Origin of the sequence: Acidovorax sp. SUPP1855 (assembly GCF_030158955.1) — a bacterium.
Classification (GTDB): Bacteria; Pseudomonadota; Gammaproteobacteria; order Burkholderiales; family Burkholderiaceae_C; genus Paracidovorax.
The window spans coordinates 1-21,102 of record NZ_BQXI01000002.1 but is presented as its reverse complement, the minus strand read 5'-3'; the positions used below and the strand labels follow the sequence as shown (position 1 = coordinate 21,102).

The 21,102-nt window shown below is 69.3% G+C and carries 17 protein-coding genes and 1 riboswitch; of the genes, 14 read left to right on the top strand and 3 right to left on the bottom strand.

The window, feature by feature from the left end:
- The first annotated feature begins 32 nt into the window (after window positions 1-32).
- Window positions 33-1,340 (top strand): NAD(P)/FAD-dependent oxidoreductase, encoded by a 1,308-nt coding sequence (locus AVMA1855_RS01740; RefSeq protein ID WP_284424352.1) that lies wholly within the window; start codon window positions 33-35, stop codon window positions 1,338-1,340.
- A gap of 30 nt (window positions 1,341-1,370) precedes the next feature.
- Here AVMA1855_RS01740 and AVMA1855_RS01735 read toward each other — a convergent pair whose 3' ends face one another.
- Window positions 1,371-1,673 (bottom strand): hypothetical protein, encoded by a 303-nt coding sequence (locus AVMA1855_RS01735; protein ID WP_284424351.1) that lies wholly within the window; start codon window positions 1,671-1,673, stop codon window positions 1,371-1,373.
- Between the two features lie 25 nt (window positions 1,674-1,698).
- A complete protein-coding gene (gene mntP / locus AVMA1855_RS01730) occupies window positions 1,699-2,265 on the bottom strand; it encodes a manganese efflux pump MntP (RefSeq protein ID WP_284424350.1) in 567 nt (188 codons plus the stop codon).
- Between the two features lie 15 nt (window positions 2,266-2,280).
- Window positions 2,281-2,468, bottom strand: a riboswitch (yybP-ykoY riboswitch).
- Window positions 2,469-2,577: 109 nt separating this feature from the next.
- Between mntP and AVMA1855_RS01725 the strand changes: the two genes are divergently transcribed.
- Window positions 2,578-4,218 (top strand): sulfatase-like hydrolase/transferase, encoded by a 1,641-nt coding sequence (locus AVMA1855_RS01725; protein WP_502870246.1) that lies wholly within the window; start codon window positions 2,578-2,580, stop codon window positions 4,216-4,218.
- Between the two features lie 122 nt (window positions 4,219-4,340).
- Here AVMA1855_RS01725 and AVMA1855_RS01720 read toward each other — a convergent pair whose 3' ends face one another.
- Complete coding sequence (locus tag AVMA1855_RS01720) at window positions 4,341-5,018, bottom strand: YopT-type cysteine protease domain-containing protein (RefSeq protein ID WP_284424563.1); 678 nt, start codon at window positions 5,016-5,018, stop codon at window positions 4,341-4,343.
- A gap of 382 nt (window positions 5,019-5,400) precedes the next feature.
- Between AVMA1855_RS01720 and AVMA1855_RS01715 the strand changes: the two genes are divergently transcribed.
- The 12 genes from AVMA1855_RS01715 (at window position 5,401) to gshB (ending at window position 20,978) form a co-directional block, all read left to right on the top strand.
- The gene (locus AVMA1855_RS01715) at window positions 5,401-6,642 is read left to right on the top strand and encodes an ABC transporter substrate-binding protein (protein WP_284424349.1); all 1,242 of its coding nucleotides are present in this window, start codon (window positions 5,401-5,403) and stop codon (window positions 6,640-6,642) included.
- A 52-nt stretch (window positions 6,643-6,694) separates the two neighbouring features.
- On the top strand, window positions 6,695-8,626 hold the full coding sequence (locus AVMA1855_RS01710; protein ID WP_284424348.1) for an ABC transporter permease: 1,932 nt from the start codon (window positions 6,695-6,697) through the stop codon (window positions 8,624-8,626).
- Window positions 8,623-9,417, top strand: coding sequence for an ABC transporter ATP-binding protein (locus AVMA1855_RS01705; RefSeq protein ID WP_284424347.1), 795 nt, complete (start codon window positions 8,623-8,625; stop codon window positions 9,415-9,417). The genes AVMA1855_RS01710 and AVMA1855_RS01705 overlap by 4 nt, the downstream gene beginning before the upstream one ends.
- A complete protein-coding gene (locus AVMA1855_RS01700) occupies window positions 9,414-10,160 on the top strand; it encodes an ABC transporter ATP-binding protein (RefSeq protein WP_284424346.1) in 747 nt (248 codons plus the stop codon). The genes AVMA1855_RS01705 and AVMA1855_RS01700 overlap by 4 nt, the downstream gene beginning before the upstream one ends.
- 8 nt (window positions 10,161-10,168) lie before the next feature.
- Complete coding sequence (locus tag AVMA1855_RS01695) at window positions 10,169-10,771, top strand: nucleotidyltransferase family protein (RefSeq protein ID WP_284424345.1); 603 nt, start codon at window positions 10,169-10,171, stop codon at window positions 10,769-10,771.
- A 160-nt stretch (window positions 10,772-10,931) separates the two neighbouring features.
- A complete protein-coding gene (locus tag AVMA1855_RS01690) occupies window positions 10,932-12,212 on the top strand; it encodes a glutamate-5-semialdehyde dehydrogenase (RefSeq protein WP_284424344.1) in 1,281 nt (426 codons plus the stop codon).
- A gap of 45 nt (window positions 12,213-12,257) precedes the next feature.
- Window positions 12,258-13,748 carry a Trk system potassium transporter TrkA gene (gene trkA, locus AVMA1855_RS01685; protein WP_284424343.1) on the top strand — a complete coding sequence of 497 codons (1,491 nt, stop codon included), beginning with the start codon at window positions 12,258-12,260 and terminating at the stop codon, window positions 13,746-13,748.
- A 43-nt stretch (window positions 13,749-13,791) separates the two neighbouring features.
- Window positions 13,792-15,258, top strand: coding sequence for a TrkH family potassium uptake protein (locus AVMA1855_RS01680; protein WP_284424342.1), 1,467 nt, complete (start codon window positions 13,792-13,794; stop codon window positions 15,256-15,258).
- A 129-nt stretch (window positions 15,259-15,387) separates the two neighbouring features.
- Window positions 15,388-16,683, top strand: coding sequence for a glutamate--cysteine ligase (gene gshA, locus AVMA1855_RS01675; RefSeq protein ID WP_272566777.1), 1,296 nt, complete (start codon window positions 15,388-15,390; stop codon window positions 16,681-16,683).
- A 165-nt stretch (window positions 16,684-16,848) separates the two neighbouring features.
- The gene (locus tag AVMA1855_RS01670; protein ID WP_284401544.1) at window positions 16,849-18,717 is read left to right on the top strand and encodes a potassium transporter Kup; all 1,869 of its coding nucleotides are present in this window, start codon (window positions 16,849-16,851) and stop codon (window positions 18,715-18,717) included.
- A 117-nt stretch (window positions 18,718-18,834) separates the two neighbouring features.
- Window positions 18,835-20,022, top strand: coding sequence for a benzoate/H(+) symporter BenE family transporter (locus AVMA1855_RS01665; RefSeq protein WP_284424341.1), 1,188 nt, complete (start codon window positions 18,835-18,837; stop codon window positions 20,020-20,022).
- A gap of 23 nt (window positions 20,023-20,045) precedes the next feature.
- Entirely contained in the window at window positions 20,046-20,978 is a 933-nt protein-coding gene (gshB, locus tag AVMA1855_RS01660; RefSeq protein WP_284424340.1) for a glutathione synthase, read from the top strand.
- Window positions 20,979-21,102 lie beyond the last annotated feature (124 nt).

Below are 21,102 nucleotides of genomic sequence, written 5' to 3'. Positions count from 1 at the left end.
TCGCCTTGCCGACACCGCCGCGTCCCACCCCCTTGCGCCTGCCGGCCGACGATGCCACCAACGGCTGGTCGGCCATCCTGCCGGCGCGCGCGCCGCGCCCGGCGCTGCAGGGCCCCGTGCGGGCCGACTGGCTGGTGCTGGGCGCCGGCTGCGCTGGCCTGGCCGCCGCGCGCCGCCTGGCCGAGCTGCGCCCGCACGCGCACGTGGTGCTGGTCGATGCGGGCACGGTGGGCGACAACGCCTCGGGCCGCAACTCCGGCTTCGCCATCGACGTGCCGCACAACGTGGGCAGTTCGCTCGAAGAGCTGCGCCAGGCCGCGCACTACCAGCGCCTGCTGGCCGCCGGCCTGGCCGACCTGCAGCGGCGCATCGCCGCGCACGCCATCGACTGCCAGTGGCGCCGCGCGGGCAAGTACCACTGTGCCGTGTCGCCCGCGGCCGGGCGCACGCTGGACCACCACGCCCAGGAACTGCGCGCGCTGGGCGAGCCGCACGAACGGCTGGACCGCGATGCGCTCGCCGCGCGCCTGGGCACGCGCTACTTCGCCGCCGGGCTGTACACGCCGGGCACGGTGCTGCTCAACCCGGCCGCGCTGTGCCGGGGCCTGGCCGATGCGCTGCCCGCCCAGGTCGCGCTGTACGAGAACACGCCCGTGCACGCGCTGGACATCGCCCCGCACGCGGTGGTGGCCCACACCACGCAGGGGCGCATCGAGGCGCCGCAGCTCATCGTGGCCAGCAACGCCTTTGCGCAGCAGCTCGGCCTGTTCCAGGTCGAGACCTTTCCGCTGGCCACCTTCGGCTCGCTGAGCGCGCCGCTCACGCCCGCGCAGCGCGAGCGCCTGGGCGCACCGCAGGGCTGGGGCGTGACGCCGGTGAACGCCGTGGCCGGCGCTACCCTGCGCTACACCGACGACCACCGCCTGCTGGTGCGCCAGGGCTTCGAATACGCGCCGCGCTTTCGCGTGGCCGCCGCCGTGCGCGAGCGCGTGCGGCGCGCGCACCGGGCCGTGTTCGATGCGCGGTTTCCGCAGCTGGCCGACGTGCCGCTCGCGCATTTCTGGGAAGGCGCCATCGCCATCACGCGCAACGGCGCGCCGCGCTGGGGGCGCTTTGCCCCCAACGTGCACGGCGTGGCGGGCTGCAACGGCGTGGGCATCGTCAAGCACACGGTGCTGGGCGCGCTCGCGGCCGACCTGGCGCTGGGCCAGGACCATCCGCTGATCGCTGACGCCCTGGCGCTGGGCGCGCCCGCGCGCATGCCGCCCGCGCCGTTCCTGGGCCTGGGCGTGCGCGCCTACATCGCCCGGGAGAAGTGGGCGGGCCGCGCCGAGCGGTGACCGGGCGGTGGACGGGTCGCGGTGGCCCTGTCAGCTCGCCTGGCGCAGCACGTCCCCGGCCTTGTCCACCCACTGCTGCAGGCTGTCCAGCAGGTCCTTCTGGCTGAACGAGCAGCTTTCCTCGGAAAACAGCGCGCTCGATTCGAGGCGGTCGAGCAGGCCGTGCAGCACCTCGGCATAGCGCGGGGGCAGGGCGGCCAGCAGCGCGTCCTGCGCGCGGGCCGTGGCGCTCAGCTCGGTGGCGCTGCCGCCCGGGGCGCGGCAGCGGGCCAGGGCGGAGTCCAGCGTGGCCAGTTGCACGAGGGCGGTGGTGGTGTCGGAAAAACGGGTCATGCGGCAAGGGTAGCGCGTGCCGGGATCAGAACGTGGTCAGGTGCTCGTAGAGGATCACCGAGCCGATGCCGATCAGCAGTACGCCGCCCACGGCCTCGGCCCAGCGGCCCGCGATGCTTCCCAGCACCCGGCCGACCATCACGCCGATCGTGACCATGGCAAACGTCGCCAGGCCGATGGCCGCCGCCACGGGCAGGATGCCCACGTCGAGGAACGCCAGCCCCACGCCCACGGCCATCGCATCGATGCTGGTGGCAAAGCCGGTCACGGCCAGCAGCCAGAAGCCGTGGCGGGTGGGTTTTTCGGTTTCGGTATCGGGCGCCTGGAACGCCGCGCACACCATGCGCAGGCCGAGGATGGTCAGCAGCGTGAACGCGATCCAGTGGTCCCATTCCTTCACGTAGCCCGAGGCGGCATAGCCCAGCGCCCAGCCGGCGATCGGGGTGAGCGCCTCGATGACGCCGAAGATGGCGCCGGTGCGCAGGGCTTCGGACCAGCGGGGTTTCTGCAGGGCGCTGCCCTTGCCGACGGCGGCGGCGAAGGCGTCGGTGGACATGGCCAGCGCGAGCAAGGCGGTGGAGGCGAAATTCATGGTGGGGACGTCGTTGTATGGCCGGGCGAGCGCAAAGGCACGCCCCCGCTGCCCGACCTGTCGTCGCGGTGGCATGCCGATGGTCTCGCCAACCGCAACGGTTGCCTGCGCCACGGCATGCAGCATGCCGAGTGTGTTGACGCAGGCGCCTTCGTACAACGCTCGAAAGACATTGCACGAAAGCCGGCTACTCCCCAAGGGAGCGCGGATTATAGAAGCCCCTGCCGGCCTGGGGCCGCGCCGGCCCTGGCGCGTGCGGGGGCTTGGCCCGCTGTCAGAATCCGCGCCACCCCGACGAGCCGGATCCCGAACGTGCCAGACCCTTCCTCCCTTTCCTCGACCCCGCCGCCCGCGCCGCGGCAGGCGCTGCGCGCCCTGGGCCTGGCCACCGCCACGGTGCTGGCGCTGGTGGCCCTCGGGCACGATGGCCGCCGCGTGGCGCAATTGATGGCGCTGGCCCTGCCCGCCCTGCTGTGGCTGGCCTGGCCGGTGCGCAGCGATGCCGTCCACCGGCTGCGCACCGCCGCCGTGTGGCTGTGGGCCATGGCCTTCGCGCTCGACGGCGTGGCGCGCGCCTATCTGCTGGACGCTTACCAGGCCGCGCCCGACAGCACGCTGGTGCTCGGCGCGGCGGCCAACACCACGGGCCGCGAGAGCGCCGAATACCTGTCGATGCACTGGCGCTCGGTGGCCGTGTGGTCGGCGGCGCTGGTGGGTGCCGCGTGGCTGGTGGGCCGCAGCGCGCGCCAGGGGCTGCGCACCGCCGTGCGCTGGCCGCGGGGCCTGGTGGCGCTGCTTTGCGCACTGCTGGCGTTCAGCGCCCTGGGCTATGCCAGCAAGCCGTGGCGCCGGCTGCACCCGGTCGCCTACTGGATGCACTGGAACGCGGCGGTCCACGGCCTGCGAAGCGGCTGGGCCGACCAGGAGCGCCAGCGCAGCGCCCTGCTGGAGCGGGCGCGGCAGGCGGCGCCCGCGGTCACGCGCGCCGGCCCGTCCACCGTGGTGCTGGTGGTGACCGACAGCATCAATCGCGACAACCTGGGCCTGTACGTCTACGCGCGCCCCACCACGCCGCGCCTGGAGGCGCAGCAGCGCGTGCTGGGCGGGGAGATGGCCGTGCTGCGCCATGCGTGGTCGGTCGATGCCAGCACGCTGCCCGCGCTGGCCAACATCTTCGGCTTCGGGCAGCCGGGCCGGGCCGACGGCCAGCACGTGCTGGCGCTGGCCCGCGCCGCGGGCTACAAGGTCTGGTGGATGAGCAACCACGACGACGTGGCGATCGAGCAGCAGCATGCGCGCCTGGCCGATGTGGTGGACATGGTCAACCGCACGCCGGGCCGCGCGGGCGCCTCGCTGGACGGCGAGCTGCTGGACTGCGTGCAGGAGGCGCTGGACGACCCCGCCGAGCGCAAGCTGATCGTGGTGCACCTGATGGGCGCGCACCCGCACTACCGGCTGCGCTTTCCGAGCGGCGACAACCCGTTCGACGACCACGTGGACGCGGTCGAGGCGCAGCTGGCCGGCCAGGGCCGCTCGGCCTGGGTGCGGCGCTACCGCCAGCAGTACGACGCGGCCCTGCTGTACCACGACTTCGTGGTGTCCGAGACGCTGCAGCTGGCGCGCGCCGGGGCGCGGCCGGGCGAGTCCCGGGCGTGGATGTATCTGTCCGACCACGGCCAGGAGGTCTGCCACGGCAGCGACCGCGCGGGCCACAGCCCCGCGACCGCCTCGGGCTACCGCATTCCCACGGTGATCTGGCGCAGCGCGGCGGCGCAGCCGGTGTCCGCCGCCACGGCGCAGCGGCCGTTCCGTGCCGACTGGGCGGCCTGGACCCTGGCCGATCTGCTGCACATCGGCTGGGCCGGTGCCATGCCGGAGCGCAACGTGCTGGACGACCGCTACCACTGGGTGGCTCCGGTGCTGCCCGTGGCGGTGCCGTCGTTTTCAGACTGAAGGTGCTCGGGCCAGCGCCATCCATCGCAAAGGATTCTGGCGTGCAGCAGGGCGAGGCCCTGAAGCGGCCGCACTCACTTGCCGCGGCCCAGCCGCCTGCGCAGACTCTTGTCACTCCATCTTCAACTTCTCACGGGAATTGTTTCTACCTCAGGAACTGGGTACCTCATTGATGAGTTTGCAATCATGGCGCGCAACACCGTAGGAACTTGCGAAGGATTGCATTTGAATTCTCCAAGGTTTGGATCAAAGAGCACCACACGGTTGTTCGCAGCACGCGCAGCGACAATGTGACCAGAGGCCGGGCAGTCGGGAGTCCGCCCCAAGATGATGACGTGTGCCAGCCCCTCCTGACTTAAATTGCGAGCAAGTGCGCCCAATGCGCTCGCTTCGTCATCGAGGACATCCACGCGCATCCGTTGGCCCCAATCGAGGTTCAATCCCATCTGCCGGATGCTTGCATCGAAAGGATGAATGCCGGTGCTGTAGTCAGCAGCGTCCATTCGATCTTGATGTTCACTTTGCATCTGACTTGCTTGTGTTGTCATCTCTTTCATGGAAGCCATGCGCGATTGCGCATCCTGCGAAGGTCGGGCCGCGATTTGGCGACACCAAAGTGCACTGAAGGCAACGCACGCTCCCGACTCATTGCTTTGGGATCCGATCTGAGCAAGCTCCACGGATTGGTGGAAGCTGGCTTTTCGATGGGCTTGCCAATCCCGTGCTAGCCCCGTGATTTCATTGGGGCCCTCCAAGGTGCGAGGCTGGCTCGAGCAAACGCCACCTTGCAGTACCCGCATGCGGGAGGGTGAGGGGATGCGACTACGGGGCGGCAAACCATCGATCCCAGACTCCAGCCGTTTCGTTTTTTGCGGTGCGCCAAAAGATGTTTTTGCTATGCCATGAGGCGCAGAAGAGCCGGTTGTGGTCTTTGAAAAACTTGCGGTGCCATCAATCTTTCCCATTTTGCAAACCACTTTATTTGAGATAAGAAAGCAAGTTTTAGAGACATCTCTGACTTCGGCCCCCCTTTTGCGAACTTTGGGTCCTTAGGACGAAGTAAATTGACGCATTATTTGATTCGTACCCGATCAGCCGCTGGTGTGGCGTCAAGGCCAAACAGTGGGATGGAGATGCTCAGGGCATGCAAGGCGGGTGGCATTGTTTTATTTCGGAGTTGTCATGGGCTTACCTCACCTTTCCGTGGCCGCAGGGCCGGGCGCGCGCTGGCTGGCCGCCGCCGGCATCGCCCTGCTGGGCGCCGCGCCTTTCGGTTCCGCCGGGGCGCAGGGCACGATCAAGATCGGCGAGATCAACAGCTACAAGGCCCAGCCGATGTTCCTGGAGGCCTACAAGAAGGGCATGCACCTGGCGGTGGACGAGGTCAATGCGGCGGGCGGCATCGGCGGCAGGAAGCTCGAACTGGTCACGCGCGACGACAACGCCAACCCCGGCGAGGCCGTGCGGCTGGCCGACGAGCTGGTCTCGCGCGAGCGGGTGGACATCCTGGCGGGCAGCTTCCTGTCGCACATCGGCCTGGCGCTGTCCGACTACGCCAAGCAAAAGAAGCGCTTCTTCCTGGCCAGCGAAGCGCTCACCGACAAGATCACCTGGCACAACGGCAACGCCTACACGTACCGCCTGCGCTCGTCCACCCACATGCTGTCGTCGGCCCTGGTGCCCGAGGCGCTCAAGCTCCAGAAAAAGCGCTGGGCCATCGTGTACCCCAACTACGAATACGGCCAGTCGGCGGTGGACACGTTCAAAAAGCGCATGAAGGCGCAGCAGCCCGGCATCGAGTTCGTCACCGAGCAGGCCGCGCCGCTGGGCAAGCTGGACGCCGGCAGCGTGGCCCAGGCCATCGCCGATGCCAAGCCCGACGCCATCTTCAACGCGCTGTTCGGCCCCGATCTGGCCAAGTTCGTGCGCGAAGGCACCACGCGCGGCCTGTTCAAGAGCACCCCGGTGGTCAGCCTGCTGACCGGCGAGCCCGAGTACCTGGAGCCGCTGCGCGACGAGGCGCCCGTGGGCTGGATCGTCACCGGCTACCCCTGGTACAGCATCGACACGCCGGCCCACAAGGCGTTCGTCGCGGCCTACCAGGCCAAGTACGGCAAGGAAGACCTGCGCCTGGGCGCGCTGATCGGCTACGACACCATCCAGTCCCTGGCCGCGGGCGTGAAGCGCGCGGGCGGCAAGACCGATGCCGAGTCGCTGGCCAAGGCGTTCAGCGGCCTCCAGGTGTCCACGCCCGACGGCCCCATCGAATACCGCGCGATCGACCACCAGTCCACGCTGGGCGTGTACGTGGGCAAGATCGCGCTCAAGGACGGCAAGGGCGTGATGGTCGACTACCGCTACGTGCCCGGCGATACCCTGCTGCCGCCCGAGGCCGAGGTGCGCGCGCTGCGCCCCGCGCCCTGACGCGCCGGCCTGCCGATCGCCCGCGACCCCGCCGCGCCCCGTTCCGCCCGCGATGGATTTCTCCGGCTTCCTGACCCAGCTGCTCAACGGGCTGGCCGAGGCGTCGTCGCTCTTCCTGGTGGCGGCCGGCCTGTCGCTGATCTTCGGGGTGACGCGCATCGTCAACTTCGCGCACGGCTCGTTCTACATGCTGGGCCTGTACCTGGCGTATTCGCTGGTTGAGCACATGGCGGGCCTGGCCGGCGGGCCGCTGGGCTACTGGCTCGGCCTGCTGCTGGCGGCGCTGGCGGTGGGCGCCTTCGGCGCGCTGGTGGAGGTGGTGCTGCTGCGGCGCATCTACCGCGCGCCGGAGCTGTTCCAGCTGCTGGCCACGTTCGCGCTGGTGCTGGTGGTGAGCGATGCGGTGCTGTGGCTCTGGGGCCCCGAGGAACTGCTGGGCCGGCGCGCGCCGGGCCTGGCGGGCTCGATCGAGCTGATGGGCCGGCAGTACCCGGCCTACAACCTGTTTCTGATCGCCCTGGGCCCGCTGGTGCTGGGCCTGCTGTGGCTGCTGCTCACGCGCACGCGTTGGGGCACGCTGGTGCGCGCCGCCACGCAGGACCGCGAAATGCTCGGCGCCCTGGGCGTCAACCAGGCGTGGCTCTTCACGGGCGTGTTCGCGCTGGGCGCCATGCTCGCGGGGCTGGGCGGCGCGGTGCAGCTGCCGCGCGAGCCGGCCAGCCTAGCGCTGGACCTGCGCGCCATCGGCGAGGCGTTCGTGATCGTGGTGGTGGGCGGCATGGGGTCGATCCCGGGCGCCTACGTGGCCGCGCTGCTGATCGCCGAGATCAAGGCGCTGTGCGTGGGGCTGGGCACGGTGCAGTGGTTCGGCGTCGAGGTGTCGTTCTCCAAGCTCACGCTGGTGGTGGAGTTCCTGGTGATGGCCCTGGTGCTGGTGTTCCGGCCCTGGGGGCTGATGGGGCGGCCCCAGGCCGTGAGCCGCAACTCGGCGCCGGCGGAGGCGCCGCTGCGCCCGGGTACGCCGCTGTTCCGGGCCGCGGTGGTGGCCGTGCTGGCGGCCCTGGCCGCGCTGCCGCTGCTGTCGGCCTGGCTGCCGTATGCCACAGTGCTGGCGCAGGACGTGCTGGTGGCGGTGCTCTTCGCGGTGAGCCTGCACTTCATCATGGGCCCGGGCGGCCTGCATTCGTTCGGCCACGCGGCCTACTACGGGCTGGGCGCCTACGGCGCCGCGGTGCTGCTCAAGGCCTTCAGCATGCCCATGCCGCTGGCCATGGCGCTCGCGCCGCTGGTGGCCGGGGCCGGGGCGCTGGTCTTCGGCTGGTTCTGCGTGCGCCTGTCGGGCGTGTATCTGGCCATGCTGACCCTCGCGTTCTCACAGATCGTGTGGTCGGTGGTGTTCCAGTGGGACGCCGTCACGGGCGGCTCCAACGGCCTGATCGGCGTGTGGCCCGCGCCGTGGCTGGGCGGCGCGGCCTACTACTACCTCACGCTGGCGCTGGTGGGGCTGTCGGTGTTGGCGCTGCGGCGCGTGCTGTTCGCGCCGTTCGGCTACGCGCTGCGCGCGGGGCGCGACTCGGCGCTGCGGGCCGAGGCGGTGGGCATCGACGTGCGGCGCGTGCAGTGGATGGCCTTCGTGATCGCGGGCGGGTTCGCCGGCCTGGCGGGCAGCCTGTTCGCGTTCTCCAAAGGCAGCATTTCGCCCGAGGCGGTGGCCGTGGGCCAGTCGGTGAACGGGCTGGTCATGGTGCTGCTGGGCGGCCTGCAGACCCTGCTGGGCCCCATCGTCGGCGCGGCGGCGTTCAGCGTGCTGCAGGACGCCATCCTGCGGGCCACGGAGTATTGGCGCGCGCTGTTCGGCGGGGTGATCCTGCTGCTGGTGCTGGCCTTCCCGCAGGGCATCGCGGGCTTCGCGCAGCAGATCGCGCAGCGCCGGGCCGAACGAACGGCGGTGGCGCCCGCCATCCCCGAAGGGCCGTCGCCATGACGCTGCTCCAGGTGCGCGGGCTGCGCAAATCCTATGGCGGCGTGCAGGCCGTCGATGGCATCGGCTTCGATCTGGCGGCGGGGGAATTGCTCGCGCTCATCGGGCCCAACGGGGCGGGCAAGTCCACCACCTTCGACATGGTGGGCGGGCAGACGAAGGCCACGGCCGGTTCGGTGCAGCTGCAGGGGCGCGAGCTGCTGGGCCTGCCGCCCCGCGCCATCGCGCGCCTGGGCGTGGGCCGCACCTTCCAGATCGCGGCCACGTTCGCCTCGCTCACCGTGGTCGAGAACGTGCAGATGGCGCTGCTGTCGCACCACCGGCGCGTGTTCGCGCTCTGGCGGCCTGCCGCCTCGCACTACCGCGCCGAGGCGATGGCGCTCCTGGCCCAGGTCGGCATGGACGCGCAGGCCGGCCGCCCGTGCAGCGAACTGGCCTACGGCGACGTCAAGCGCGTGGAGCTGGCCCTGGCGCTGGCCAACGATCCGCAGTTGCTGCTGATGGACGAGCCCACCGCCGGCATGGCGCCGCGGGAGCGCAGCGACCTCATGGCGCTCACCCGGCGGCTCGTGGCCGAGCGCCGCATGGCGGTGCTGTTCACCGAGCACAGCATGGACGTGGTGTTCGCCCATGCCGACCGCATCATCGTGCTGGCGCAGGGCCGGCTCATCGCCGAGGGCGATGCCCACGCGATCCGCAACCACCCCGGGGTGCAGGCGGTGTACCTGGGCGCCGGCACGACCTTCGGGGAAAAGAGCGGGCACCGGGAAGCGGTGCCGGAGGGCGCGGCATGACGGCCCCCGCGCCGACGCCGCCGCTGCTGCTGGAGGTCTCCGGCCTGAACGCCTGGTACGGCGCGGCGCACATCCTGTTCGACGTGTCGATGCAGGTGCGCCGCGGCGAGGTCGTGGCGCTGATGGGCCGCAATGGCGCGGGCAAGTCCACCACGTTCAAGGCCATCATGGGGCTGCTCGCGCGGCGGCAGGGGCGGGTGGATTTTCTCGGTCGCCCGATCGCGGGGCTGGCGCCCTACGAGATCGCGCGGATGGGCCTGGGCTTCGTGCCCGAGGACCGGCGCGTGTTCGCCGACCTCACGGTCACCGAGAACCTCGCGGTCGGCCGCCAGCCGCCCCGGCACTGGCCCGACGGCAGCGAGGCGCCGTCCTGGACGCCCGCCGCGCTGTACCAGCTCTTTCCCAATCTGGGCGCCATGCAGGACCGGCCCGGCGGGCAGATGAGCGGCGGCGAGCAGCAGATGCTCACCGTGGCGCGCACGCTCATGGGCAACCCGTACCTGGTGCTGCTGGACGAGCCCTCCGAGGGCGTGGCGCCCGTGATCGTCGAGCAGATGGCACAGACGATCCTGCAGCTCAAGGCCCGGGGCGCGAGCATCCTGCTGTCCGAGCAGAACGTGCGCTTTGCCGAGATGGTGTCCGACCGGGCCTATGTGCTGGAAAAGGGCCAGATCCGCTACGAGGGCTCGATCGAGGCGCTGTCGCGCAACGAGGACGTGCGCCGCGCGTACCTTGCGGTGTAGGCCGCGCCATGGACACCGCCTGCGACGAAGCCCTGCCCACGGCACCGGCCCACGGCGTGGTCGGCGTGCTGCTGGCGGCCGGCCACGCGCGGCGTTTCGGCAGCGACAAGCGCCGCGTGCCCTGGCCCGGCCATGATTCGCTGATGGAGGCCGCGCTCGCGCCGCTGCAGGCCGTGTGCCCGCGCGTCGTCGCCGTGCTGCCGCCGGGCGATGCCTGGGGGCTGATGCGGTGCCGCCGCCTGCAGGTTGAGGTGGCGTGGTCGTTCCGGCGCGGCGATGGGCTGGCGGCCTCGCTGTCGGCCGCCCTGCCGCTGGTGCGCGGCGCGCCGGCCATCGTGGTGGCGCTGGCCGACATGGGGGACGTGCGGGCGGCCACCGTGCGCGCGCTCATCGCGGCCTGGCAGCGCCAGCCGGGGCATCCCGTGCTGCCGGTGTTCGGCGGCCAGCCCGGCAATCCGCGGCTGATCCCGGCAGTGCTGTATCCCCGGCTGGAGGGACTGTCGGGCGACGACGGCGTGCGCCGTGCGCTCGACTGGGCGGCCGCGCAGCGCTGCGCGGTGGAGGACCCCGGCGTGCTGCGCGATCTGGACACGCCCGCCGGGCTGGGGTGACGGCGGCGGTCCCGGAAAGGGTTTGGGGTCGAATCGGGCTCCAGTGCAATCATTACTAGGGCATCGTGCTATCAAATTAGTAGTGATTTCGTTTCGAGGGGCGAGGGACGCGACAGCCCTGCGTTTCCGCGGCCGCGGCAACTGCGTCAAAATCACGCCCATGAACGCGCTCCACATCGCCGAATACACCCATGGCCTCGGCATCCAGGCAAAAGCGGCTTCCGCGCAGATGGCGCGGGCGCCCTCGGCGGTCAAGAGCCGGGCCCTGCTCGCCCTGGCCCGCCTGCTGCGCGAGCAGACCGCCCCGCTGCAGGAGAGCAACGCCCGCGACCTGGATCGCGCCCGCGCCGCCGGCCTGGCCGAGCCCATGGTCGACCGCCTGAAGCTCACCCCCAAGGTGCTGGAAACCTGCGCGCTCGGCTGCGAGCAGCTCGCCGCCATGGGCGACGTGATCGGCGAGATCACCGGCATGCGCCAGCAGCCCAGCGGCATCCGCGTCGGCCAGATGCGCGTGCCCATCGGCGTGTTCGGCATGATCTACGAGAGCCGCCCCAACGTGACCATCGAGGCCGCCAGCCTCAGCATCAAGAGCGGCAACGCCTGCATCCTGCGCGGCGGCTCCGAAGCGATCGACTCCAACAAGGCCCTGGCGGCCCTGGTGCAGCAGGCGCTGGCCGAGGCCGGCCTGCCCGAGGACGCGGTGCAGCTGGTGCAGACCACCGACCGCGAGGCCGTGGGCCACCTGATCGCCATGCCCGAGTACGTGGACGTCATCATCCCGCGCGGCGGCAAGGGCCTGATCGAGCGCATCAGCCGCGACGCCAAGGTGCCGGTCATCAAGCATCTGGACGGCAACTGCCACACCTATGTGGACGACCCCTGCGACATCGCCATGGCGGTGAAGGTGGCCGACAACGCCAAGACGAACAAGTACAGCCCGTGCAACGCCAGCGAGAGCCTGCTGGTGGCGCGCGGCGCGGCGGCCGCCTTTTTGCCGCAGATCGGCGCGGTCTATGCCGCCAAGGGCGTGGAGATGCGCGGCTGCCCCGAATCGCTCGCCCTGCTGGCCGGCGTGCCGGGCGCGAAGCTGGTGCCTGCCACCGAGCAGGACTGGAGCGAGGAATACCTCGCCCCGATCATCAGCGTGAAGGTGGTGGACGGCCTGGACGAGGCCATCGCCCACATCAACCGCTACTCCAGCCACCACACCGACGCCATCCTCACCACCCACCACGGCCACGCCCAGCGCTTCCTGCGCGAGGTGGATTCGGCCAGCGTGATGGTCAACGCCAGCACCCGGTTCGCCGACGGCTTCGAGTACGGGCTGGGCGCCGAGATCGGCATCAGCACCGACAAGTTCCATGCCCGCGGCCCGGTGGGCATCGAGGGCCTGACCTCGCTCAAGTACGTGGTGCTGGGCGAAGGCGAAGTGCGCGGCTGACGGTCCCCATCGAGACTGCGGTCCGGTCCAGCCCAAAACACTGACATGAAAATCATCATCCTCGGCGCGGGCCGCGTCGGCTGCAGCGTGGCCGACAGCCTCGTGTCCGAGCAGAACGACATCACCGTCATCGACACGGACGCCCAGCGCCTGCGGGATCTGGAATCGCGCTTCGACCTGCGCGGCGTGGTGGGCAACGGCATCGACCCCGAGGTGCTGGCCGAGGCCGGCGCGCGCGACACCGACCTGCTCATCGCCTGCGCCGCGCAGGACGAGACCAACCTCGTGTGCTGCAAGGTCGCGCAGCTGCTCTTCAACGTGCCCACGCGCATCGCGCGGGTGCGCTCCTCCGGCTTCGAGCACGACCGCGAGCAGGCCGCGCTGCTGCTGGGCAAGGACGGCTTCGCGGTGGACCGCATCATCTGCCCCGAGGAATCGCTGACGCGCTACATCGGCAAGCTGGTGGAGTACCCCGAGGCGCTGCAGGTGCGCGAATTCGCCGGCGGCCGGGCCTGCCTGGTGTCGGTGCGCGTGCGGGCCGGCGCGACCGTGGCGGGCGTGCGCATCGCCGACATGCGGGCCGGCATCCCGGACGTGGCCATGCGCATGGTGGCCATCTACCGCCGCTTTCCCGAAGAGCCCGACCGCTTCATCGCCTGCGACGGCGACACGCGCATCGCGGCGGGCGACGAGGTCTTCGTGCTGTCCGCGCGCGAGCACATCCCCCAGGTGCTGGCCGCCATGCACCAGCGCGACGGCCAGCCCGCGCGGGCGGTGCGCCGCATCATGATCGCCGGCGGCGGCCGCGTGGGCCTGCGTCTGGCGCGGCAGCTGGCGCAGCGGGGGCGCTTTCACATCAAGGTGATCGAGGGCGATCCGGATCGCTGCGTCGAGCTGGCCTCCACGCTGCCCTCCGAGGTGCTGGTGCTGCAGGGCGATGCCACGGACGAAGACCTGCTGGGCGACGAGAACGTCGAGGAGGTGGACCTGTTCCTCGCGCTCACCGACGACGACGAGGACAACATCATGGCCTGCCTGCTGGCCAAGCGCATGGGCGCGAGCCGCGTGCTGGCGCTGATCAACCGGCGCTCCTACGCCGACCTGATGCACGGCACGCAGATCGACATCGCGCTGTCGCCCGCGCAGGCCATGCTGGGCGAGTTGCTGGCCTATGTGCGGCGCGGCGACGTGCAGGCCGTGCACAGCCTGCGCCGGGGCGTGGCCGAGGCGCTGGAGATCGTGGCGCGCGGCGACCGCAAGAGCTCGCGCGTGGTAGGCCGCAAGGTCGGCGACCTGCACCTGCCGCCCGAGGTGCACATGGGGCTGATCGTGCGCGGGCTGTCCGGCGCGGAGCCGGGGGCGGATGCGGCGCTGGCCGAGGGCGATGGCCCGGACGCCTTCGCCGAACCCCAGGTCATCATCCCGCGCAGCCACACGGTCATCGAAAGCGGGGACCACGTGGTGTTCTTCCTGCCGAACAAGCGGCTGGTGCGCGATGTGGAAAAGGCCTTCCGCCTGGGCGCCACGTTCTTCTGAGCCCGCGCCCCCGACCCTCTTCGTTTCCTTCCACACCGACACCATGGCGGACCTTCTTCCCGTTCTGCGCGTGCTGGGCGCGCTGCTCGCCCTGTTCTCGCTGGCTTTCGGCGTGCCGCTGGCGGCTTCCTGGTGGACGGGCGACGGCCTGTGGCCGCAATACGCCGGCGCCCTGGCGGCCACGCTGCTGTGCGGCGGCGGGCTTTGGGCGGGTCTGCGCCACCAGGCGCGCGAACTGCAGCCGCGCCACGGCATCATCCTCGTCGCGCTCGTGTGGGTGGTGCTGCCGCTCTGCGCCGCGCTGCCGCTGCTGCTGGCCATGCACCAGATCGGCCGGCCGATATCGTTCACGCATGCGTACTTCGAGGCCGTCTCGGGCCTGACCACCACGGGCGGCACCGTGCTGACGGGGCTGGATGCGCTGCCGCTGTCGATCAACGTGTGGCGCACCTTCATGCAGTGGCTGGGCGGCATGGGCATCCTGATCCTGGCGGTGGCCGTGCTGCCGCTGCTGGGCGTGGGCGCCAGCCAGCTCTTCAAGGCCGAGGCCGCCGGACCGGTCAAGGACACCAAGCTCACCCCGCGCATGACCGAAACCGCCAAGGGGCTGTGGGGCGTGTACGTGCTCTTTTCGCTGGCGTGTGCGCTGGCCTACTGGCTGGGCGGCATGCCGCCGGCCGATGCCGTCATGCACATGTTCACCACGGTGAGCCTGGGCGGGCTGTCGTCGCACGACAGCAGCTTCGGCCATTTCCAGTCGCCGCTGCTCGAATCCATCGCGGTGGTGTTCATGGTGGTGGCCAGCTGCAACTTCGCGCTGTATTTCGTCGCGCTGCGCAAGGGCCACTGGCGCAGCCTGTGGTGCGACCCCGAGATGCGCGCCACCGTGCTCACGCTGCTGGGCGGCGGTTTGTTCGTCGCGCTGCTGCTGTGGGCCAAGGACGTCTATGCGCCGCTGGCGGCGCTGCGGCACGGGTTCTTCCATGTGGTGTCGGTCGCCACGACGACGGGCTTTGCCACCACCGACTACCTGGCCTGGCCGGTGTTCGCTCCGATCTTCATGCTCATGCTGTCGGGCGTGGCCACCAGCGCGGGATCGACGGGCGGCGGCATCAAGATGGTGCGCATGCTGATCCTGCTGAAGCAGGCCCGCCGCGAGATGACGCGCCTGGCCCACCCCCGCGCCGTGCAGCCCGTGCGCCTGGGCCGCGCGGTGGTGGACAACCGCATGATCTTCTCGGTGCTGGCGTTCATGCTGGTCTATGGCGCCACGGTGACGGTGCTGAGCATGGTGCTGCTGCTGACCGATCTCGATTTGGTGAGCGCGTTCTCCGCCGTGCTGGCCAGCGTCAACTGCACGGGGCCCGGCCTGGGGCTGCTCGGGCCGTCGGCCACCTACGCGGTGCTCACGGAGTTCCAGCTCTGGGTCTGCACCCTGGCCATGCTGCTCGGGCGGCTGGAGATCCTGAGCTTCATGGTGCTGCTCACCCCGGCGTTCTGGCGGCGGTAGCGCGGGGCGGCGGCCGGGCGGGCCGGGGCGGCGCGCCGGTGGCGAAAGCCGGCGGCCGGGGTTGCGAAGCCGGGGCGCGTCCCCATATCCCTACAATTCAACGCGTCTTTCGTCTTCCGAGGGCTTTTCATGGTTCCGCATCTCATCACCGCCCTCACGGGACCGATCAACGAGCTCGAACAGCGCATTCTCGATTCCATGCCCGCGATCGAGCGGTGGTTCCGCCTGGAGTGGATGGAGCACACGCCCCCGTTCTATACGTCGGTGGACATCCGCAATGCCGGCTTCAAGCTCGCTCCGGTGGATACCAACCTGTTTCCCGGCGGCTGGAACAACCTGACCACCGACATGCTGCCCCTGGCCGTGCAGGCGGCCATGGCGGCCATCGAGAAGATCTGCCCCGAGGCCCGCAACCTGCTCATCGTGCCGGAGAACCACAGCCGCAACACGTTCTACCTGGCGAACGTGATCCAGCTGCAGCGCATCTTCAACATGGCGGGGCTCAACGTGCGCGTGGGCTCCATCAGCCCCGAGATCAAGAAGCCCACCACGGTGACCCTGCCCAACGGCGACTCCGTCACGCTCGAGCCCGTGGTCCGCACCAAGGGGCGCCTGGGGCTCAAGAACTTCGACCCCTGCACCATCTTGCTCAACAACGACCTCTCGGCCGGCCCCCCGGGCATCCTGGAGGACATCCACGAGCAGTACCTGCTGCCGCCGCTGCACGCCGGCTGGAGCGTGCGCCGCAAGAGCCGCCATTTCCAGAGCTACGAGGAAGTGTCCAAGCGCTTTGGCAAGCTGCTGGGCATCGACCCGTGGCTCATCAACCCGCTGTTCAGCCGCTGCGAAGGCGTCGACTTCAACGAAGGCACGGGCATGGAGGGGCTGCGCGCCGCCGTCGATGCGCAGCTGGGCAAGGTGCGCCGCAAGTACAAGGAATACGGCATCAACGAAAAGCCCTTCGTCATCGTGAAGGCCGACAACGGCACCTACGGCATGGGCATCATGACCGTGCGCGACGCCAAGGACCTGGACGCGCTCAACCGCAAGACCCGGAACAAGATGGCCGTCATCAAGGACGGGCAGGCGGTGAGCGACGTGATCATCCAGGAAGGCGTGCTCACCCAGGAGCGGGTGCACGAGGCCGTGGCCGAGCCGGTCGTCTACATGATGGACCGCTACGTGGTCGGGGGCTTTTACCGCATGCATGCCGAGCGCGGCGTGGACGAGAACCTCAACGCCCCCGGCGCGAGCTTCGTGCCCCTGGCCTTCGAGCACAGCACGCACCTGCCCCAGCCCGGCGCCCGCCCCGGCGCCAGCGCGCCCAACCGCTTCTATATGTATGGCGTGGTGGCGCGCCTGGCGATGCTCGCCGCCAGCTACGAGCTGGAAGCCACCAACCCCGAGGCCGAGATCTACGACTGACGGCCGCGCGGCCACGCTCGGGCAGGGGAGGGGGCGGCCGTGGCCGCCTCAGTTGCTGCATTGCAACAACCGGGCGGGGGCCGAGCCATCGGGGGCGAGCCGCGCCACAATAGCGGTCCCCCAATATCGGAATCCCGGTTGGCCCCGGTGCCAGCGGGCCAGTCTGTGCAAAGTTCCAAGTCCTCGCTCGCGGCGCTCACCCTGGGCGCCATCGGCGTCGTGTATGGCGATATCGGCACCAGCGTGCTGTATGCGGTCAAGGAGGTGTTCGGCTCGGGACACGTGGCCTTCACGCCCCAGAACGTCTACGGCATCCTGTCCATCTTCTTCTGGACGCTGACCACCATCGTCTCGCTCAAATACGTGGTACTGGTCCTGCGGGCCGACAACAACGGGGAGGGCGGGCTCATCGCCATGCTGGCGCTGGCCTCCCAGGCGGTGAAGGACAAGCCCCGGCTGCGCAGCGTGCTGCTGTGCATCGGCATCTTCGGCACCTCGCTCTTCTATGGCGACGGGGTCATTACCCCGGCCATCTCGGTGCTGTCGGCGGTCGAGGGGCTCGAAGTGGTATCGCCGCATTTCGGCAAGGCCGTCATTCCCCTCACCCTCGTCGTGCTGTTTTGCCTGTTCGCGGTGCAAAAGCGCGGCACCGGCGGCATCGGGCGCTATTTCGGGCCCATCACCCTGGTGTGGTTCCTGAGCCTGGCCGCCCTGGGCATTCCGCACATCATCGGCCACCCGGAAATCCTGGGCGCCCTGAGCCCGCACCATGCGCTGGGCTTCATCTGGAACAACCCGGGCACCAGCTTCATCGTGCTGGGCGCGGTGGTGCTGTGCGTGACCGGCGCCGAGGCGCTCTATGCCGACCTGGGCCATTTCGGCAAGAAACCCATCCGCCTGGCCTGGTTCAGCGTGGCGATGCCGGCGCTCACCATCAACTACTTTGGTCAGGGCGCACTGCTGCTGGCCGAGCCCGAGGCGGTGAAGAACCCGTTCTACATGATGGCCCCCGACTGGGCGCTGATCCCGCTGGTCATCATGGCCACCATGGCGACCGTCATCGCCTCGCAGGCGCTCATCACCGGTGCCTTCAGCGTGACCAAGCAGGTCATCCAGCTCGGCTACCTGCCGCGCCTGAACATCCTGCACACCAGCGTGCGGGACACGGGCCAGATCTACATCCCGTTCGTCAACTGGATGCTGTTCGTCGCCATCGTGCTGGCGGTGGTTATGTTCCGCTCCAGCAGCAACCTGGCGGCGGCCTACGGCATCGCGGTCACGCTGGACATGCTCATCACCACCGTGCTCACCTTCTTCGTGATCCGGTACGGCTGGAAGTACCCGCTCGCCCTGTGCGTCGCGGCCACGGGCTCGTTCTTCGTGGTGGACCTGGCCTTCTTCAGCTCCAACCTGCTCAAGCTGTTCCAGGGCGGTTGGTTCCCGCTGCTGATCGGCGGCATCGTCTTCACCCTGATGATGACCTGGAAGCGCGGGCGCGAGCTGCTCAACGAAAAGCTGCGCGACGACTCCCTGGACCTGCGCGACTTCCTCACCGCCGTCTTCGTCAGTCCGCCCACCCGGGTGGACGGCACCGCCGTCTTCCTGACGGCCGAGACGGGCTCGGTGCCCAATGCGCTGCTGCACAACCTCAAGCACAACAAGGTGCTGCACGAGCAGAACCTGTTCGTGACCGTGCGCAGCCACGAGGTCCCCTGGATCGGGCTGGACCGGCGGCTGCAGGTCGAACCCCTGGGCGGCGACTGCTGGCAGGTGATCGTGCACTACGGCTTCAAGAACGATCCCGACCTGCCCGGCGCCCTGGCGCTGATGCGCGGGCGCGGCTGCGAGCTGGAACCCATGACCACCAGCTACTTCCTGTCGCGCGATGTCGTCATCCCCACGATCGGCAGTGGCATGGCACCGTGGCGCGAGAAGCTCTTCGCGCAGATGCACCACAACGCGAGCGGCGCCGCCGGCTTCCTGAACCTGCCGGGCAATGCCGTGGTGGAGCTGGGCTCCAAGATCGAGATTTGAGGATTCATGGGCTTTTCTGCCGCATGCCGGCGGTTTGATTGCCCTTGCTGCTATTAATTTAATAGCAATTCGACCAGATCGAGGTCGGGCCGGCGGCCGGTGACAGAATCGCGGCCCATGTCCTTCTTCAAAGACCTGAGCCTTTCAACCGCCACCGCGGGCTTCGTTTCCGTCCTGGTGGGCTTCACCAGTTCGGTGGCCATCGTGTTCCAGGCGGCCCAGGCGTTCCAGGCCACGCCGGCGCAGATCACCTCCTGGATGTGGGCCCTGGGCCTGGGGATGGGGTTGTGTTCGCTGGTGCCGTCGCTGCTGCTGCGCCAGCCCGTCATGGTGGCCTGGTCCACGCCGGGCGCGGCCGTCCTGGCCACCGCGGGGCTCGCGGGCGGGTTCAGCATGGGGGAGGCGGTCGGTGCCTTCATGGCCTGCGCGGTGCTGATCGCGCTGGCCGGTGCCACTGGCTGGTTCGAGCGCATCATGGGCCGCATTCCCATGGAAATCGCCTCGGCGCTGCTGGCCGGCGTGCTCGCCCGGTTCGGCATGCAGGCCTTTGCCTCGGCCAACACCGCCTTGCCGCTGGTGCTGCTCATGCTGGTCTGCTATCTGGTGATGCGCCGGCTGCTGCCGCGCTATGCGGTGGTCGCGACGCTCGCGGTGGCCGTGGCTTTTTCGGCCGGCAGCGGGCAGATGGCCTGGTCCGCCGTCCACTTCGAACTGGCCGCGCCCGTGTTCATGGCGCCGCAGTTCAGCCTGCCGGCACTGATCAGCCTGGCGCTGCCGCTCTTCGTGGTCACCATGGCGTCGCAGAACCTGCCGGGCGTGGCGGTCATGCGCGCGACCGGCTACCGGTTGCCCGTTTCGCGCCTGGTCACCATGACCGGGCTGGCCACGCTCGTGCTCGCGCCCTTCGGCGCCTTCGCGCTCAACTTCAGCGCGATCACCGCCGCCCTGTGCATGGGCCCCGAAGCGCATGAAGACCGCACCCGCCGCTACACCGCGGCCGTCACCTGCGGGTTCCTGTACATCGTGATCGGCATCTTCGGCGCGGTCATCACTGGGCTGCTCACCGCGTTCCCGAAGGAGCTGGTCAGCACCATCGCGGGGCTGGCGCTGCTCGGCACCATCGGCACCGGCCTGGCGTCGGCGCTCAAGGAGGATGCGCATCGCGAGGCGGCGGTCATCACCTTCCTCGTCACGCTGAGCGGTGTGGCCATTGCGGGCATCGGTTCGGCCTTCTGGGGCGTGGCGGCCGGCAGCCTCGCGCTATTTGTGCAACAGTACGGCCGCAAGCGCGCACCGGGCGCATAGCCGATCCCTTCCTTTCGCAGACCATGAACATCCTCTTCATCGCCGATCCGCTCGAACATTTCAAGATCTACAAGGACACCACCTTCGCCATGATGCGCGAGGCCCAGCGGCGCGGCCATGCGATTTCCGTGTGCCAGCCCTCGCAAATCGCCTGGCAGCGCGGCGGGCAGGTGACGGCGCGGGTGCAGGACATCGTGCTCACCGGGCAGTCCGAGGCGTGGTTCTCCGTTCAGGGTCACCGCGAAGTGCCACTGGCGGGCTTCGGATGCGTGCTCATGCGCAAAGACCCCCCTTTCGATAGTGAGTATTTCTACGCGACCCACTTGCTGGAACAGGCCGAGAGGGAGGGCGCAAGGGTGTTCAACAAGCCCCGGGCGCTGCGCGACCATCCGGAGAAGCTGGCGATCATGGAATTCCCGGAGTTCATCGGCCCCACGCTGGTGACGAGGGACGCGGAAGACATCCGCCGCTTCCATGCGGAACACCGGGACATCATCCTCAAGCCGCTCGACGGCATGGGGGGCATGGGTATCTTTCGCGTGAAGGAAGATGGCCTGAACCTGGGAAGCATCATCGAAACCCTCAATAAGGAGGGCTCGCAGAGCGTGATGGTGCAGAAATTCCTGCCGGAGATCGTCGACGGCGACAAACGCATCCTCATCATCGGGGGCAAGCCTGTTCCTTATTGCTTGGCGCGCATTCCCCAGGGCACGGAGGTCCGGGGCAACCTGGCGGCGGGCGGTAAGGGCGTCGCCAAGCCTTTGACGGAAAGAGACATGGAAATCGGTCGATCGCTGGGCGCTGTTCTCCAGAGCCGGGGACTGCTGCTGGCCGGCGTCGACGTGATCGGTACGTGCGTCACAGAAATCAACGTCACCAGCCCCACCTGTTTCCAGGAGATCTACGACCAGACAGGATGCGACGTGGCCGCGTTGTTCGTGGATGCATTAGAGTGACCCGTCCTGGAATAGGTTGACACCTATGCGGGACTGAACCCTAGCCGTAATTGGCTTGCAAGAGACGCCCGGTGCACCGCATCGGGCGTTTTGTATTCTAGGGACAGGTGGGGCCGCTGCTCGT